16 protein-coding genes and 2 pseudogenes are annotated in these 15,194 nt (G+C 58.5%); 7 read left to right on the top strand and 11 right to left on the bottom strand.

Annotated features, from left to right (window positions below; genetic code table 11):
• Window positions 1-190: 190 nt before the first annotated feature.
• Both manB and F4V54_RS07955 read right to left on the bottom strand, forming a co-directional pair.
• Window positions 191-1,279 (bottom strand): mannose-1-phosphate guanylyltransferase, encoded by a 1,089-nt coding sequence (gene manB / locus F4V54_RS07950; RefSeq protein WP_034664466.1) that lies wholly within the window; start codon window positions 1,277-1,279, stop codon window positions 191-193.
• An 86-nt stretch (window positions 1,280-1,365) separates the two neighbouring features.
• A complete protein-coding gene (locus tag F4V54_RS07955; RefSeq protein WP_249041263.1) occupies window positions 1,366-2,268 on the bottom strand; it encodes a glycosyltransferase family 2 protein in 903 nt (300 codons plus the stop codon).
• 105 nt (window positions 2,269-2,373) lie between these two features.
• On the opposite strand from F4V54_RS07955, the gene F4V54_RS07960 reads away from it, so the two are divergent.
• Complete coding sequence (locus F4V54_RS07960) at window positions 2,374-3,981, top strand: LCP family protein (RefSeq protein WP_150386789.1); 1,608 nt, start codon at window positions 2,374-2,376, stop codon at window positions 3,979-3,981.
• A gap of 19 nt (window positions 3,982-4,000) precedes the next feature.
• Window positions 4,001-4,678 carry a TIGR03089 family protein gene (locus F4V54_RS07965; RefSeq protein WP_150386790.1) on the top strand — a complete coding sequence of 226 codons (678 nt, stop codon included), beginning with the start codon at window positions 4,001-4,003 and terminating at the stop codon, window positions 4,676-4,678.
• A 19-nt stretch (window positions 4,679-4,697) separates the two neighbouring features.
• Here F4V54_RS07965 and F4V54_RS07970 read toward each other — a convergent pair whose 3' ends face one another.
• Genes F4V54_RS07970 through F4V54_RS07980 form a run of 3 tightly spaced genes read right to left on the bottom strand, consistent with a single transcriptional unit; the run spans window position 4,698 to window position 6,916 of the window.
• On the bottom strand, window positions 4,698-5,165 hold the full coding sequence (locus F4V54_RS07970) for a YdcF family protein (protein WP_150386791.1): 468 nt from the start codon (window positions 5,163-5,165) through the stop codon (window positions 4,698-4,700).
• Window positions 5,166-5,666, bottom strand: a complete 501-nt coding sequence (purE, locus tag F4V54_RS07975) for a 5-(carboxyamino)imidazole ribonucleotide mutase (RefSeq protein WP_150386792.1) — start codon at window positions 5,664-5,666, stop codon at window positions 5,166-5,168.
• A gap of 20 nt (window positions 5,667-5,686) precedes the next feature.
• Window positions 5,687-6,916 carry a 5-(carboxyamino)imidazole ribonucleotide synthase gene (locus F4V54_RS07980; protein ID WP_150386793.1) on the bottom strand — a complete coding sequence of 410 codons (1,230 nt, stop codon included), beginning with the start codon at window positions 6,914-6,916 and terminating at the stop codon, window positions 5,687-5,689.
• Window positions 6,917-7,292: 376 nt separating this feature from the next.
• Here F4V54_RS07980 and budA point away from each other — a divergent pair, with 376 nt between their 5' ends.
• A complete protein-coding gene (gene budA / locus F4V54_RS07985) occupies window positions 7,293-8,018 on the top strand; it encodes an acetolactate decarboxylase (protein ID WP_034664480.1) in 726 nt (241 codons plus the stop codon).
• An 11-nt stretch (window positions 8,019-8,029) separates the two neighbouring features.
• Here budA and F4V54_RS07990 read toward each other — a convergent pair whose 3' ends face one another.
• Entirely contained in the window at window positions 8,030-8,467 is a 438-nt protein-coding gene (locus F4V54_RS07990; RefSeq protein ID WP_034664481.1) for a YdbT family protein, read from the bottom strand.
• 10 nt (window positions 8,468-8,477) lie between these two features.
• Complete coding sequence (locus F4V54_RS07995) at window positions 8,478-9,209, bottom strand: biotin--[acetyl-CoA-carboxylase] ligase (protein ID WP_150386794.1); 732 nt, start codon at window positions 9,207-9,209, stop codon at window positions 8,478-8,480.
• A 183-nt stretch (window positions 9,210-9,392) separates the two neighbouring features.
• Between F4V54_RS07995 and F4V54_RS08000 the strand changes: the two genes are divergently transcribed.
• Complete coding sequence (locus F4V54_RS08000) at window positions 9,393-10,691, top strand: hypothetical protein (protein ID WP_034664485.1); 1,299 nt, start codon at window positions 9,393-9,395, stop codon at window positions 10,689-10,691.
• 47 nt (window positions 10,692-10,738) lie between these two features.
• Here F4V54_RS08000 and F4V54_RS08005 read toward each other — a convergent pair whose 3' ends face one another.
• Both F4V54_RS08005 and F4V54_RS08010 read right to left on the bottom strand, forming a co-directional pair.
• A complete protein-coding gene (locus F4V54_RS08005) occupies window positions 10,739-11,242 on the bottom strand; it encodes a roadblock/LC7 domain-containing protein (protein ID WP_150386795.1) in 504 nt (167 codons plus the stop codon).
• Window positions 11,239-11,889 carry a hypothetical protein gene (locus tag F4V54_RS08010; RefSeq protein WP_034664487.1) on the bottom strand — a complete coding sequence of 217 codons (651 nt, stop codon included), beginning with the start codon at window positions 11,887-11,889 and terminating at the stop codon, window positions 11,239-11,241. Before F4V54_RS08010 ends, F4V54_RS08005 begins: the two co-directional genes overlap by 4 nt.
• Window positions 11,890-12,060: 171 nt before the next feature.
• Here F4V54_RS08010 and F4V54_RS08015 point away from each other — a divergent pair, with 171 nt between their 5' ends.
• The 3 genes from F4V54_RS08015 to F4V54_RS08025 all read left to right on the top strand — a co-directional run bounded on the left by F4V54_RS08015 (window position 12,061) and on the right by F4V54_RS08025 (window position 14,069).
• Window positions 12,061-12,435 carry a roadblock/LC7 domain-containing protein gene (locus F4V54_RS08015; RefSeq protein WP_102724147.1) on the top strand — a complete coding sequence of 125 codons (375 nt, stop codon included), beginning with the start codon at window positions 12,061-12,063 and terminating at the stop codon, window positions 12,433-12,435.
• Between the two features lie 81 nt (window positions 12,436-12,516).
• On the top strand, window positions 12,517-12,795 hold the full coding sequence (locus tag F4V54_RS08020; protein ID WP_150386796.1) for a hypothetical protein: 279 nt from the start codon (window positions 12,517-12,519) through the stop codon (window positions 12,793-12,795).
• A gap of 140 nt (window positions 12,796-12,935) precedes the next feature.
• Window positions 12,936-14,069 carry an ATP-binding protein gene (locus F4V54_RS08025; protein WP_150386797.1) on the top strand — a complete coding sequence of 378 codons (1,134 nt, stop codon included), beginning with the start codon at window positions 12,936-12,938 and terminating at the stop codon, window positions 14,067-14,069.
• A 330-nt stretch (window positions 14,070-14,399) separates the two neighbouring features.
• Here the strand turns inward: F4V54_RS08025 and F4V54_RS08030 are convergent.
• A pseudogene (locus F4V54_RS08030) lies at window positions 14,400-14,666 on the bottom strand (transposase); the annotation flags it as partial.
• Between the two features lie 43 nt (window positions 14,667-14,709).
• Window positions 14,710-15,194, bottom strand: a pseudogene (locus F4V54_RS11630) (hypothetical protein); the annotation flags it as partial.

The raw sequence follows: 15,194 nt of genomic DNA on the forward strand, positions 1-15,194 counted from the left end.
CCTAAATAGCGTCAACACAGATGTTGCAAAATGAAGTGTTTTCCACGGTAATTTTGACTGTCCCCCTTGTGAGGCGTCACATAAGTCACACCAGTCACAGCCATTTCCGCGCGGGGGTAACAGCCGGTGGTACTACATGTAGTAGGTACCCAAAGTTAAGGCAACTAATCCGCTGGTCCGCGGCGTATTCCTAGGCATCCGGGGAGAAACGCACCCCCAGATCAGGAATGCTCACACCCGGCCAAATACGCATGCCCCCCTGCAGTTCACATCGCGCACCGATGCTCACGCCGTCACCGATAACGCAGTCTTGGATACGGGCATTCGCACCAATCGTGGCCCCCGCGGCGATGATGGAATCCCGGATCACCGCACCCGGCTCCACCGTGACGCCATCGAAGATCACACAGTCATCCAAACGGCAGCCCGCACCGATCGTGGTCCCCCGACCAATAGAGGTTCCGCCAACAAGGATGGCACCACTAGCAATGCCGGCGGAATCGTCGACAAGCGCTTCTCCCGCGCGACCTTCCAACAACGGCGAGGGCGCGATGCCACGGACGAGGTCCGAGGAGCCTTGCACGAAATCACTCGGGCGCCCCATGTCACGCCAATAAGACATATCCACGTGCCCCCACACGCGCGCGCCGGACTTGAGCAGGCCGGGGAACGTCTCACGCTCAACAGAAACCACGCGGCCAGCCGGGATCTGGCGGATAACATCGCGCTGGAAGACATAGCAGCCGGCGTTGATCTGATCCGTCGGCGGCGCCTCCGTCTTCTCCAGGAAGGCCTGCACGCGCCCTTGAGCATCCGTGGGCACGGAACCGAACTGGCTCGGGTCTGGCACGCGCACCAAATGGAGGGTGACATCAGCCTCGTGCTCAGCATGCGTTGCCAGCACAGCATTCAGATCCGCGCCGGAAAGCACATCGCCGTTGAAAATCATGGCCGTTTCATGGCGCAAGAAAGGCTCCACATTGCGGATCCCGCCGCCAGTGCCCAGCGCTTCTTCCTCAACGACATAATCGATTTCCAGCCCGAACTCGGAGCCGTCACCGAAGTACTCCTCAAACACCTCTGCTTTGTACGAGGTGCCCATGACTACGTGCTGGATCCCTGCCGCCTTGATGCGGGCCAGCAAGTGCGCCAGAAACGGGTAGCCCGCCGTAGGCAGCATCGGCTTTGGTGTGTTCACCGTCAGTGGGCGCAGCCGAGTACCCTGGCCACCCACCAGAACAACGGCGTCCACCTGCGACGGATCAATGCTGTATGCCATTTGGCAGGGTCTCCTTAAAAAAGTTTATGGTTTCTCAGATAAATTTAGCCTGCCGCGCACGCAATCCGGATATTGACAGGGCCGTGTCATTCACCACGTCCAAGCAGACGCATCAACAACGCGCGGCCCTTCAACCCCGCCCACAGCGCAGCACGAACAGGAGTTTGCCACCAGTATGGGAGCCGATCCGCCTGGAAGCGGTAGGCGGAATCGTGGTGCGCAGGCACGGTGACAGCGGAGTACTTCTTGGCTGAATGCCCCTGGTCATGCGCAATGATGGCTTCCGGGGTGAAAATGTTCTGCCACCCGGCGCGCGTCAGCCGATCACCGAAGTCAATATCTTCGAAGTACATGAAGTAGCGCTCGTCGAAGCCACCGATCGCATCAAAAGCATCCCAGCGCACCAGCAAGCAGGAGCCAGAGAGCCAACCTGCTTGTCTGCGTCTACTGAGGTCCTCCCCCGCCTTATACGCCTTGGAGAACGGGTTGCCCGGCCAGAACGGATAGAGCACGGCGTGGCCTATTCCAGTGAGCAACGTGGGCACTTCACGGGCGGAAGGGTAGGCGGAACCGTCAGCTTCCTCGATGCGTGGCCCCACTGCCCCGGCGCGTGGGTTGGTCTTTGCACATTCGATAAGCCGGTCGATGGACCCGGGTGTGAACTCCACATCCGGGTTGACTACAAGGAAGTAGTCGGTGTTGATCTCACCTGTGGCGCGCTGCTGCGCCAGGGCCCGTGCAGCCGCGTTGATCGCCGGACCGTAGCCGATATTTCCACCGGTAGGCAGATAAGTCACGTTTTCCTGTTGCTGCGCCAACTGTTGGGCCACGCCGTCGGTAGAACCATTGTCCGCGCACACAAGCACGGTGGGGCCCTGCGTTGCCGCACCCAAGGATTTCGCGAGCGCCGGCAGGTGCCGGCCCGGGTTGTATGTCACCGTGACTACAGCCAACGGTGCTGGAGGCTTCGTCCCACTCGGAGTATTCACAGTGCGGAAGTGTAGAGCATTGCAACACGGAAATGGGCTGTGATTGCCGTATACTCCTAACCTGATTTCAACCCACCAGCACCACGACATTGAGGGCGGCGTTCTGTGAGCGATAAGTACAGGCCTGTGCGCGACATTCAACCTGCGCCGTCGCGCGTGAAAGACTTGTCTCAGGTCGGCCACCCGCTTCTCAAGAGCGCGCTGGCTGCAGTCGCCGTACTCATCCTCGCGGTCACGGGCATGGGCTACTACTCGGTGGGATCCTTGGGCTCCAACCTTGCCGGCGCGGATCTGGAACTCGGTGGTAAAGACGGAAACAAGAATGATTTCAAGGGCTCCGATGGCGCCGTAGACATTTTGCTTGTCGGCTCAGATTCCCGCACGGATGCGCAAGGCAACCCGCTGAGCCAGGCAGAACTCGCACGCCTCAACGCGGGTGAAGCCGATGGTGAGTTAAACACCGACACGATCATCATGGTGCGCGTTCCTAATGACGGCTCGCGCGCCACCGCCGTCTCCATCCCCCGCGACACCTACGTACATGACAACAGCTTTGGCAACACCAAGATTAACGGCGTGTACGGGGAACACGCCCTGCAGAAGCGTGAGCAGCTGCTCAACGAGGGTCTGGAGGGCCGCGAACTCGAAGAGAAGGTCGCACAGGCCGGACAACAAGGCCTGATCAACGCCGTGGCCGACCTCACGGGAGTGGAAGTGGACCACTACGCCGAGGTCGGCCTGCTCGGCTTCGTCCTACTGACAGATGCTGTTGGTGGTGTAGAAGTCTGCCTGAACGAGGCCGTGAACGAGCCACTGTCCGGCGCGAACTTCCCCGCTGGCCGTTCCACCCTGGACGGTGCGCAGGCGTTGGCTTTCGTGCGTCAGCGCCATGACCTACCCCGCGGCGACTTGGACCGCATCGTCCGCCAGCAAGTCTTCATGGCGTCGCTGGTGAATGAGATCATCTCTGCCGGCACCCTGTCCAACCCGAACAAGCTGCGTGAATTGTCCACCGCGGTGGAACGTTCCGTGACCGTGGATAAGGGCTGGGACATCATGTCCATGGCCACCCAGATGTCCGATCTGGCCGCCGGTAATGTGACCTTCCAAACCATCCCGGTGACCTCCATCGACGGCGTGGGTGATTACGGCGAGTCCATCGTCACCGTCGACGTCAACCAGGTTCATGCCTACATGGAAACCCTCTCGCGCGAACAAGGCCAGGACAACAACTCCTCCGACGATTCCAAGAAACCTGAAAAGGCTGAGGACACAAAACCGAACCAGGCTCCCGCTGCGTTGGCCGGCACGACGGTTGACGTGCTCAATGCCGGTGGCACAACAGGCCTGGCTGCCGGAGTCGGCGCATACGTACGGGAAAATGGCATCACGGTGGATAACGTGACCAACGCGATGCCAGGGGTGTACTTCCAATCCCAGGTTGTGGCCGCCAGCGCGAGCGATCCAGCAGCGATTGAGCTGGCGCGCATGCTCGGTGGCCTGCCCATCACCGTGAATGCAAGCCTGGATAGCGCCTCACTCATCGTGGTCACCGCTGATGACTACGCCGGCCCGTCCGCCGATGCGGCTGACCTACCGCAACCCTCGTCGTCGCAGTCCAACACCGTGGGCACACCAGGTGAGGATTTCGGTGAGGCTGAGGTCGCCCCCGGGTTCAATGCAGGTGGCTCGGGCCCGCGCTGCGTGAACTAAAGCCCTACTATGGGGGCGCATGAGCATGCTCACCCCCCTCCTGGCAACCGACCCCGCCGCCCCACGCCTCACCGTCTACGACGAAACAGCAGGCACGCGCATGGAGTTTTCCGCAGTCACGTTAGATAACTGGGCCAACAAGATTGCCAACATGCTTATCGACGAATTCGATAACCCCCACACCATCCTCCTCGACCTGCCCGTCTCCTGGCAGGCAGCCGTCCTCCCCATCGGAATTACCACCGCCGGACTGAACGCCACCGTGGACACAGCACAGAACATCACGCCCACCTCGGAGCCCCGCCTGGTGTTCACCACCACCTCACGCGCAGAGCGCTGGACCAATGCGGGTGTTACTGATGTCGCCGTAGTGTCTGATGACCCCTTCGGCCGCGGCGTCCTCGAATCCGGCGGCCAGCTCCCCCTGGGCACCGTTGATTTCGGCCCCACTGTGCGCTTCTACGGCGACCAGTACTACGGTGACACCCCCGACCTTGCACAATGGCACAACCCAGAGATCGCCGATATCCCTGAGCGCCTTCTCATCCCAGGCTGGCGCGACAGCGAGGAATTTGACCGACGCATTCTCGCCCCACTTGCCGCCGACGGCTCCGTCGTCGTGGTCACCGGCATGGCATCTGCCGAACGCCTCGCCCACATCGCAGAGACCGAGAAAGTCACCCGCCAACTGGCCTAAACCATCGGCGCGAACTCTGCTACCGGTCTAACCAGTGTAGCAACCGCCGCCACGCCACCCGCGCCGCCGAATGCGGCACAGCAATCACTTCACGCGAGTAGTTCTTCACCCGTGATTCCCGCGGGGTCGGCGCCGCCACCACCTCAACAGGAATACCCAGGTGCATGGCCCAAATCCGCGTGCGCCCCACATGAAAGCCATTGGTCACAACCGTCAGCTTTTCTGCTTCCGGCAACAGCGCGCGGGAACGCTCCAAGTTCTCATTCGTGGATGTTGCCCACGGCTCCTCAATAATGTCCGCCGAGTCCACACCCCGCTCCACGAGCCACCGCGCCATCACCGCGGACTCCCCCTTGCCCGTCACCACAACAGTGCGTGGCCGCGTAGCCCGGTACAGATCAAGGCCCGCTTGCAGGCGCGCCTCAAGCATTAACGACGGCTCCCCATCCTTCACCCGCGCACCCAAAATCACCAGAGGGTGTGGCACTTACTCACCAAGCAAACGCTTCCGCAGAGCTTCATCCTTGCGCTCCACCTCAGCAGCCATATTCGACTGGTAATCCACCATCTTCTGACGCATCTGTGCATCAGTCGTGCCTAGGATTCGCGCCGCGAGCAAACCTGCATTTTTCGCACCACCGATAGACACCGTGGCCACCGGGACACCACCCGGCATCTGCACGATGGACAGCAACGAATCCAGACCATCCAGATCAGCCAGCGCACGCGGAATGCCAATCACCGGCAGAGGCGTCGCCGCAGCGACCATGCCCGGCAAGTGCGCAGCCCCGCCAGCACACGCGATGATCACCCCAAGACCACGCTCATGCGCACTTTTCGCGTACGCCAACATTTTCTCCGGTGTGCGGTGCGCGGACACAACCCCCACTTCGAAGGGGATGCCAAACTCGGCGAGAACCTCCGCCGCCGGGGCGACAGTGTCCCAGTCCGAATCCGAACCCATGATGATTCCCACCTGCGGTTGCATAACTATCCTCTCGAGCTTCCTTAGTTCCCAATGCTGTTTGCAGTACCGTTCACAATGATGCCTGCCGCCGCCTTCGCACGCGAAAGCACTGTATCCAAATCAGCACCAGCAACGTTGACGTGGCCCATCTTCCGGCCTGGGCGATACCCCTTGCCGTAGAGGTGAACCTTCGCATCCGGGAACAGACGCATGACCTCCATCACGCGATCTTCCATCGGCTGCGCTGGCTCCTCAGCCGCACCCAGGGTATTCACCATGACGGTGTAGGCAGCCGTGGTGTCCACCGACCCCAACGGCCAATCCAAAACAGCCCGCAAATGCTGCTCGAACTGGCTGGTCAAACATCCGTCCTGCGTCCAGTGGCCGGTGTTATGTGGGCGCATGGCCAGCTCATTCACCGTGACAGTCGGTTCACCAGAAGAATCCGTGTGTGCGAAGAGCTCCACGGCAAGCACACCAGTGACGTCCAGCTCGGAAGCAATCTTGGTGGCCAGTTCCTGGCAGTACACAGCCTGCTGGGGTGTCATATTCGGGGCTGGGGCGATCGCTTCAACGCAAATGCCATCGCGTTGACGTGATTCCACAACTGGCCACGCCTTGATCTCACCGGAAGGCGTGCGCGCAACCATGGCGGAGAGTTCACGGTCGAAGTTGATCTTCCGCTCGGCGTAGAGCCGTGTGCCCTTGTCCAGCAGATCACTGACCAGGGTGCGCGCGTCCTGTTCTGTCTTGGGGAACCACACGCCGTGGCCGTCATAGCCACCGCGGGTTGCCTTCAGGCACATTGCGCCATCCACCGAGGCAAAGAACTTAGCAGCATCATCAGCGCTTTCGATCGGAGCAAACTCCGGCACCGGGGCGCCGATCTCTTTCATCTTGCGACGCTGCTCCAATTTATCCTGCGCGAAAATCAAGGCTTGCGGCTGCGGCTGCACGCTCACGCCCTCAGCAATGAGCTGGTCCAGGAACTCATTGGGTACGTGCTCGTGGTCGAAGGTTGCGGCAGCAGCGCCGGCGCACACGTGCTTAACGTCATCGAGGTTTTTGTAGTCGCCGATTTCTACATCGCCGAAGACCTGAGCAGCAGACGAGTCCGGCGCACCAGCCAGCACGCGGGGTGCGAGTCCTAGCTCGATAGCCTCGGTGTGCATCATGCGCGCAAGTTGGCCATCGCCAATCACGGCAAGAACAGGCATGCCCTGCGGATCGCGGGTGGCATCTGACTTCGGATTCGAATTCGCATTGCTCACGAGTGCCCACTCTACTGAGCAATGCCATTGCACTGCCGGACGACGTCACTAAATGATCCAAGCGTGCCTTTTTCCTGGGGCATATCGCGGCAGAGCATGCGGACAAATATGTCCGATCGTTGTCGTTTAGGCTCGGAGAGCAGGAGGTTTGGAGGGACAGAATGCGGACGCACAGTGTGTCCGCATATTTAGTGCTTTTCGACGCAGCTTATCGTGAGCGAGGTGCGGGAGTTGGACAGCGGTGTCCGCATCGTCTGGAGCTACATGTGTTGCAGGAATGTGGTGCAGGGATGTTTTACAGGAATGTTTTGCAAGGAGCTGGCGAGGCTGAGTCAGTCTGGGGTCTCTTCGTGGGGTCCGCGCTACCATCGGGGTCATGACTTCTTTGGGCCGCCACACAATTTTCCAAAACTCACTCATGTCAGCGCTGCTCGATGGGATTTATGACGGGGAGATGACCATCGGCGAGATTCTGTCTAAAGGCAATTTCGGCCTGGGTACTTTTGACGGACTCGACGGAGAGATGATCGTCCTCGACGGCACGTGCTATCAACTCCGGAGTGATGGCTCTGCAACTATCGCAGACTTGGACCAAAGAAGTCCGTTTGCGCAGGTGACGAATTTTGTACCGAAGATCGTCGTTAATGCTCCTCATGGCATGAAGCGCAAGGAGCTCTCGGCCTTCATTGATGGGGTGGAGCCTTCGGGCAACTACTTCCACGCGGTGCGAATCCGTGGGACGTTTTCCAACGTGGTTACGCGCACGGTGACGAAGCAGTCTAAGCCATACCCACCCATGCGCGATGCGGTAGGCGATGACCAGGAGATCACCTTTGACAATGCGCGCGGCATTATCGGCGGGTTCCGCACACCGAAGTACGCAAAAGGCATCGGTGTGCCTGGCTGCCACGTCCACTTCATCAATGAGGAGCGCACGTCGGGCGGACACGTACTTGATTACACCGTGGATGATGCCGTAATTGAGCTCTGCCCCGGCACCGACATGGAACTACACCTTCCACTCACCGCCGACTTCGCGGCGGGCAACCTTTCCCCCGATGACATTGATGAGCAGATTCACACGACAGAAGTGAAGGGCTAAATCCTGCTCAATTAGGGGAGTTGGCGGCGGATGAGCTCTTCCACTCGCTTGGCACGGCCCACGTTCGGGAAATACACCGGCTGGGTGTAGCCGAACACCCCGATATTCATTCCGCCACGGTGTCGCCGAGCATCGCGGATTTGCACGAGCGGGATCGAATCGACTGACCGGTTGTTTATCACTACGACGCGCTTATTAGTCACCAGAAAGCGCCGCTTGCGCAGACGAATTACCGGGAGCAGAAATCGCCACGCCACCAGGGCTCCCCAGACGAACACATAAAAGTTGCGTTCGTCCGCGCCGATGCGGTTGACGTCCATCCAACCGATGAGCATCCAGGACAGTGCGGTTATGATGATCAGCTCTAAAAACGGCAACATCAAAGTGCGCACTGGCGGCACCATGTCCGCCAACACGACTTCTCCCCTACCGAGTCTGATCTTTGTCACAGCCCACAGGTTAATCGGTGGGGCGCAAATGAGTCACGTCGCCGGTCGAGTAACTCGTTCCGTCGACCACGACTTCACCGTGTTCATCCACATCATCCACGACTCCGACAACGCTTCCAGTGTGTGTATCCAGGCGGACACGCTGGCCGATGGTGACGGAGACGGCGCGGTAATCGTCGATAAGCATTGTGTCTTGGTCGCGCCACTGCGTGAGCCGTTTGCCCAACGCACGGAGCAGGTCGATGGTGAATTCGTCCCAATCGATCTGGATGCCTTGGAGGTTGAGGGAGGTGGACCAGTCCGTGGGCAAGCAATCTTCTTGCCATTCGATGTTGACGCCGAGTCCGACGACCAACATGGGGGCGCCGTCGCGCATATCGATCTCCCCCAGGATGCCCACGAATTTCTTGCCGTTCAGCAGCACATCATTCGGCCATTTCAGACGCGCTGCGGGCACGACGTCCACGACTGCCAGGCCCGCGGCGAGGGAGACCAGGCCGAGGTCATCCGTGTGTGGCAGATCGATGGCCACGCTCATGAGTAAGTTCGCCCCCGCTGGGGCCTCCCACACGCGACCGAGCCGGCCCTTACCGCTCGTTTGCTGGTCCGCGATGAGCACCACCCCTGGCGCGCCCGTAGCTAACAGCTCGGTATTGGTCGACTCTGATACTTCCACGTGTCGGACCTCCGACCAGTACTCCGCAACTGCCGCCTGAATCCGCGCCACATCCTGAACAGTCATGCGCCTTAGCGTAGACGCAGCCCCGCTACGGACTGTTGTTTTATATTTGACCAAAAGCTTAAAATAAACCGATCTGTCTATCCTTGCAGACCATTGTGAATCTAATTATGGCCAATAAATCAGCAGTACACATAGCCTACATTTCACACATTCAAACTCAGCTAGACAGAAGGGTCTACTTCTATGACTGATCTACCACTGCTCACACTTACTGATAAAGACCGTGAAAATCTTGACCGCTTAGCCCAGTTCCCACTCCTGGATGCGATCAACGGGCGCCGCTCACGCCGTTTCCCTCTTGGTGGCCACGTGCCAGCCGGCCCGCTGGCGTACAAGAGCAAGCATGACACCCAGCCGTTGAGCGATCTGGAACGCGCGATCGTCCTAGCCACCGTCGCCGGCGTGACAGGCTGGCATCACAGCATCACGCATCACCCCGGCTATGCACCGAAGCTGCCTGATTACTCCGGCAGTGCCTCTGGCCGCACCTTCCCATCTGCGGCTGGCTTCCACATTGCGGACTTCTTCTTCACCGATGATTCCGGCACCTACGCCCTATCCACGCGCGATGCCGCACCAGAAGTTCCTTTCAATGAAAACGAAGGATTCACGGAGGCTCGCCTCAATTCGGTGCTGCGCAAAGTGCGCAAGCTTAGCGACGATCGCCTGTGGATCCCCCGCGAAGAGCCCTACCTTGAAGGCCACAACACGTGGATTGCCAACTACCCCGGTTCCCTCCTCATCGCACCGGTCTCCGACCTTGCACAGCACACCTTGGCTAACCTGGCCTTCTTCACCCGAAACAGGTACGTGATCTACGACGACATCAATGGCCGTGAGATCCCCGGCATCAAAGAGTTCAGCGACATCGCACGCGTCAATGAACCCCTGCCACTGTCGTTTTTAGAGCAGTATTCACAAACTGAGGCCACCGCAGAACTGATGTCCTCCACTCTGCTGGGCCACCTTGTTCTTGGTGCGCTCGGCCTGGGCGGTTGGAGCTTCGATGGTATCGACCGCCTTACGTTCCTCGGGGGCTCTGGGCGTGATGACGTCCCTGGTCTTGGCTTTGACATCCAAGAAGACGACCGTTGGTCCTTGCCCAACGCCACCGGCAAGAAGGGGATCTTTGAAACCTACGCCCCGCCGTACTACGACTCCATGGCCGACGCCGTGGATGCCTTCTTTGAGCGCAAGTACGGCCCCGGTGGCCCCTTCCACCCCGACACCCCCGGCCCCTGGACAGAAAGCCGTGCCATTCGCTCCCAAGCCGCTAAGCCCGATGAGCGCTTCACCGATCTGATGAAGCTGCAGGCCACCTACATCTGGGAAACGTTTGGCAAATTCCCCGGCACGATCCCCACCGTCTGGATCATGAACTACCTCCAAGCGCAGCACCTGGACACCGACTACTACGACGAGATTTTCTCCCCCGGCGCATACCTATCCACCCACGCTGAGCATCAAAAGCACTGGCACTAGGCCACCACCAAAATGGTTGATTTACCCCCGATAAGGCTCCGCCGTAACTACACTTCTGCGAGCCACTCCGCCATTTGAATAGCGGAGTTCCGGGCGTGGTATACAACCATGCCTAGCTGGGTGTCGCGGGCAAACAGGGTCATAACCAAGTGCCCCACCGGCTTGTGTTCAACTTTCACAAGAGCCATGCACTCATCGTCTGGGCGGGCCACGGTCACGATTGCAGGTGGCGCAGAATCGTCGACATCCGGTTCGAGCAAGTTTGCCTGCGCTTCCGACACACCCAGCATGGATGCACTCAAGGCAGTAATTTCGGATGCTACGAGAGAGTCCGGCAGGCCAAGTGAACACACGTGCAGGCCATCGCCGGTGCCCAACGCGATGGCGTACAAACCTGGAACGCTATGGCGCATCCGTGCCATTGACGGCAGGATCGCTGCCGCCAAGTCGTTGGTGGCAAAATCTTGGCCACGCACCCGACGGTGGCGGCCGATTTCAACCTTCCACTCGGGGTCATCCTGGTTAAAGTTAAAGTCTTGCAGTGAACTCATTGACATTCTTCCACTCGTTTCAGCGCAGCCTCAGTGATGTCCGCCACGTCAAACAAATTCCGTGGGTCGACCATTTGCACCGGTATATCCCCCTGTCCACGATCTTGCAGCAGCTGCTTAATCCTTGGTATCGGGTCCTCTTGACCAGGAGCCAGGAAATTAACACCGATGACAGTTCGGTGCAGCGCCTGCTTCTCTCCCAATAAGCCTACCCATTCTTGTATTTGGTCTTTGAGCAAATGCTCATATCCAAACAGCATAAGAACGATACCGGCTTCTGGGTTAAGCGCCGGGGTCCGCGAAGCATCAAAACGGTCTTGTCCGGCGGTGCCGTAAAGCGCCACACGTTGACCGTTCATGCGTTCCCACACGCCCATTTCAATACCGACGGTTGTGGTTTCCTTACCACCCACAATGAAGTCATCCATGGTGGATGCCTTCACTTCAGAACTGATGGGCGTAGATGTTGAAAGAGCACGTACTGCGGTCGTTTTGCCAATTCCAACTGGACCAACGAATACGATCTCTGCATGCGAGTGGGCGCCGATGATCGCGTCCTCTGGCATGATCAACGTAGAGTCAACATCTTCCGGCGTGAGCTCCTCCGGTTTGCCGTGTCGCGGAGCATATCGCGCGTCGAAATTCATATCACTTCCTCCGATTCCTGCCAGGAATTTTTACACCATTATTGATGATGTTTCAACAGCTGGGTATTCTCATGGTGTCTTGTATTGTCACGCACCCGTCTGTCGGGATTGGAAAAACTTTCCAAGATCGACGATGATTGAGTGCATCATTATCACGAAAGGACCAAAATAATGACTCAGCAAGATAACCTTAACCGTTTCCTCGAGTCCCTCTCGACCGACCTGAACGGCTTCATCGGCGCATCCGTCGTCGACTTGGATACCGGCATGTCCCTGGCTTCCGTTTCCAAGTACCCGGACTTTGATCTTGATGTCGCTGCCGCGTACAACTCCGAAATGGTCAAGTCCAAGTTCAAGACCATGGAGGCCCTTGGCATCAACGGCGGCCTTGAGGACATGTTGCTAACGCTGACCGATCAGCTACACCTGATCAAGATTCTGGACAACAACATGTTCGTGTACCTCGCAGTGAACTCCACTCAGTGCAACCTCGCTCTGATGCGTCGCGCTGTGAACCAGTACACGCGCGAGTTCAATCTGGCATGAAGGACTGAGGGCGGAGTTTTCCCGTTAAATTACGGGACGCCAAAGGATCAAGCTTCACCGCAATCACTCGATGAGGATGCGGTGGAGGGTCCCATTTTGGACTCCGACCTCTTGGATAATAGTCCATCTGCCAGTCCCGAGGGCGTAGGCTCCACGGGCATTATCGACGATGCCGCCGAGGAGTACGAGACTTACATCGTCTACGAGGACGATGATGAGGACACGGCTGACTGGGAGACGGAAGATCCGGAAGAGTACGACACTTCCGTCGACAACTCAACTGCATATACCCACGAGGAGAATCCCGGATTCTTCACCTCGCTTGCACGCCTCTTTGGAGTTTCCAAAGATCACCGTTGAGCGAGAGCACTAGGAGCCGGGTTTCTCCTCGTTGCTTGTTTTTAAAGCTATTGAGGCTTCACTTTGGGCACGAAGCCAGAAACTATCAAAGTATCAAAAGCGATAAACTATCAAAGTATCAATTCGCTAGACTCCATTTCATGGAAGATCACACCCACCTCAACAATCCATTCCGCCCAACCTTCGGCGTGAGCCCGCTGATTTGGTCCGGAAGACAAACGGTTCTCCTCGACTTTGAAAAGGCCCTCCACAGCCAACCCGGTAATCCCGGTCGGTCCATCATCGTCTCCGGCTCCCGTGGAATTGGAAAGACAGTCCTGCTTAATGAGGTTGAGGATATAGCCCGGCGAAACGGCTGGATAGTGCTTCGCCTCTCTGCACGTGAGGGCATGGCACAGTTACTCACAGACTCTCTGATTCCCGAGGCCATCGAGGAGTTGGAGCCGCAGCGCAAACACCACATCGAGCACATCTCCGTTGCTGGCGTGGGTTCCATCGGCTGGAACAGTGACGAGACGCAGATCGCTCCACGTCTGACCACTCGCCTCCGAGAACTCCTGTCTCTCTTGCAGGAAACTGGCGTGCTGATCACGATTGATGAGGTCCAGGATTGTAACCCCCAGGACCTCACCGAAATCGCTATCTCTTTCCAGGATCTCGTGCGTGATAATGAGCAGGTCGCCATCGCTATGGCAGGCTTGACCGTCGGGGTGAATGATCTGCTTAATCTGCCAGGCACCACATTTCTGCGCCGCGCCAAGCACTATGAACTCGGCCCCCTCACGATTACTGATGCCCACGCAAACCTCGTAGAAACCGCCACCGGATCAGGCAAAGAATTCAGCCAAGAAGCTGCTGACTATGCCGCGAACTTCACCCAGGGTTACCCCTACCTGGTTCAGCTCATTGGCTTTCTGTCGTGGGAAAAATCTAACACGGAAATCACCCTCGACGCCGTGATGGATGCGCGCCCAGAAGCCATTCGCATCTTAGGCACGAACGTTCACCAACCCTCCGTCCGCAGCGTCCCTCCGCGCCAGCGCGAATTCCTCAACGCCATGGCGGACCTCGAAACCGCATCAGCCAACGGCGAAATAGCCATCCGAGACATCGCTGACTCACTGGGCAGAAAACTCAACGAGATCTCCGACTCACGCGCCAAACTCATCAACCGCGACCTCATTGCTTCCGCGGGCCACGGCAAACTCGAGTTCGCCCAGCCCTACCTCGGCGACTATTTGCGTATCGACGATCGCCCCATCCGCATCAACTAACCCCACGCTTCGCCGCATCGAGCACGAGCTCAGGCGATTCCTTCACCATTCTCATAGGTGCGCTATCAGTCTCAGAACTGATCTTTCCATTCACCCACCAATCTTGAACTGATTGAATGCTGTGCCCCGCAGACAGAAACCTCTCAATGAGAATCTCATTTACATCGCCCACGTTTGCGTCAACGCAGCTGAGATCACTATTGAACTGGAATATGGGAAAGTATTTCGTTCCTCCGACCTCATGGGCGAAGATAGCTTTATTACGCCTCAAATACCTTAGGTAATCTTTCTTCTCTTTATCATTCCTTCCAGGAAGATAGTGTCCGATTCTTTGCGTGCTGCTGGCGGGAACTGTGGAAACGGCACGAACCGCTCCCACGCATCACGCCACACTTTCACCGACTACGGGTATTTCTGACCAAGCTCAGAGGCCTCGAGCACATCCAAGCCCGCACGCGCAGTGTCCTCGTTGACGGCTGTGTAGACCTCGCGTAGCGCGCGGGAGACAGCTTTGCGGTCTTGGTAGAACTTCCACCGGTTTGCTGCCCGAATCAGGTGCACTATGCAGGTCTGCACAATCGAATTCGGACAGGTTGAAGGGGCTGGGATTCGTCCACGACCTCACTCGTTTTCGCGCAGCCTAGCGTTTGGGTTCGCGGACCCAGGCGCCGATGACTCCGGGGACGACTTCGGGTGCTTCACCAAGGAGTGCTTTGAGGTTGCCTTCACGTTCTACCGCTGAGGTCACTGCTTGTACCCGGCCACGCTTTTGCTGTCCGTTACGCCCACCGCGGCCAGCACCAGCAGCAGGACCAACACCGTACCCACCAGCACCAGCACCGGCAGCTCCGCCGGCTCGTGGGCTTGCACCTGGGCTACCAGCCCCCACACCACCAACTCCAGACCCGTTGCCTGGTGCTGGCCCCACACCCCCGGTACCTGCACCGGCTCCTGGTGGGGTGCTAAACCCACCCCGGGCACCTAGCGCACCAGACCCACCTGCGCCTGCCCCGGCCCTGCCACCCGCACCGGAACCGACACCACCGCTCACCCCTGCGGCACCACGCCCGGTAAGGGGCATAGCCCCACCAAGCCCACCAACAGCACCGGCTGCACCACCAGCAA

The sequence above is a fragment of the Corynebacterium tuscaniense genome (assembly GCF_008693065.1).
GTDB lineage: Bacteria > Actinomycetota > Actinomycetes > Mycobacteriales > Mycobacteriaceae > Corynebacterium > Corynebacterium tuscaniense.

Coding starts and splice junctions, on each gene's coding strand:
- manB (WP_034664466.1), bottom strand. CDS start 1,279: ATGGCATACAGCATTGATCCGTCGCAGGTGGACGCCGTTGTTCTGGTG.
- F4V54_RS07965 (WP_150386790.1), top strand. CDS start 4,001: ATGAGCATGCTCACCCCCCTCCTGGCAACCGACCCCGCCGCCCCACGC.
- purE (WP_150386792.1), bottom strand. CDS start 5,666: ATGCAACCGCAGGTGGGAATCATCATGGGTTCGGATTCGGACTGGGAC.
- budA (WP_034664480.1), top strand. CDS start 7,293: ATGACTTCTTTGGGCCGCCACACAATTTTCCAAAACTCACTCATGTCA.
- F4V54_RS07995 (WP_150386794.1), bottom strand. CDS start 9,209: ATGACTGTTCAGGATGTGGCGCGGATTCAGGCGGCAGTTGCGGAGTAC.
- F4V54_RS08000 (WP_034664485.1), top strand. CDS start 9,393: ATGACTGATCTACCACTGCTCACACTTACTGATAAAGACCGTGAAAAT.
- F4V54_RS08005 (WP_150386795.1), bottom strand. CDS start 11,242: ATGAGTTCACTGCAAGACTTTAACTTTAACCAGGATGACCCCGAGTGG.
- F4V54_RS08010 (WP_034664487.1), bottom strand. CDS start 11,889: ATGAATTTCGACGCGCGATATGCTCCGCGACACGGCAAACCGGAGGAG.
- F4V54_RS08015 (WP_102724147.1), top strand. CDS start 12,061: ATGACTCAGCAAGATAACCTTAACCGTTTCCTCGAGTCCCTCTCGACC.
- F4V54_RS08025 (WP_150386797.1), top strand. CDS start 12,936: ATGGAAGATCACACCCACCTCAACAATCCATTCCGCCCAACCTTCGGC.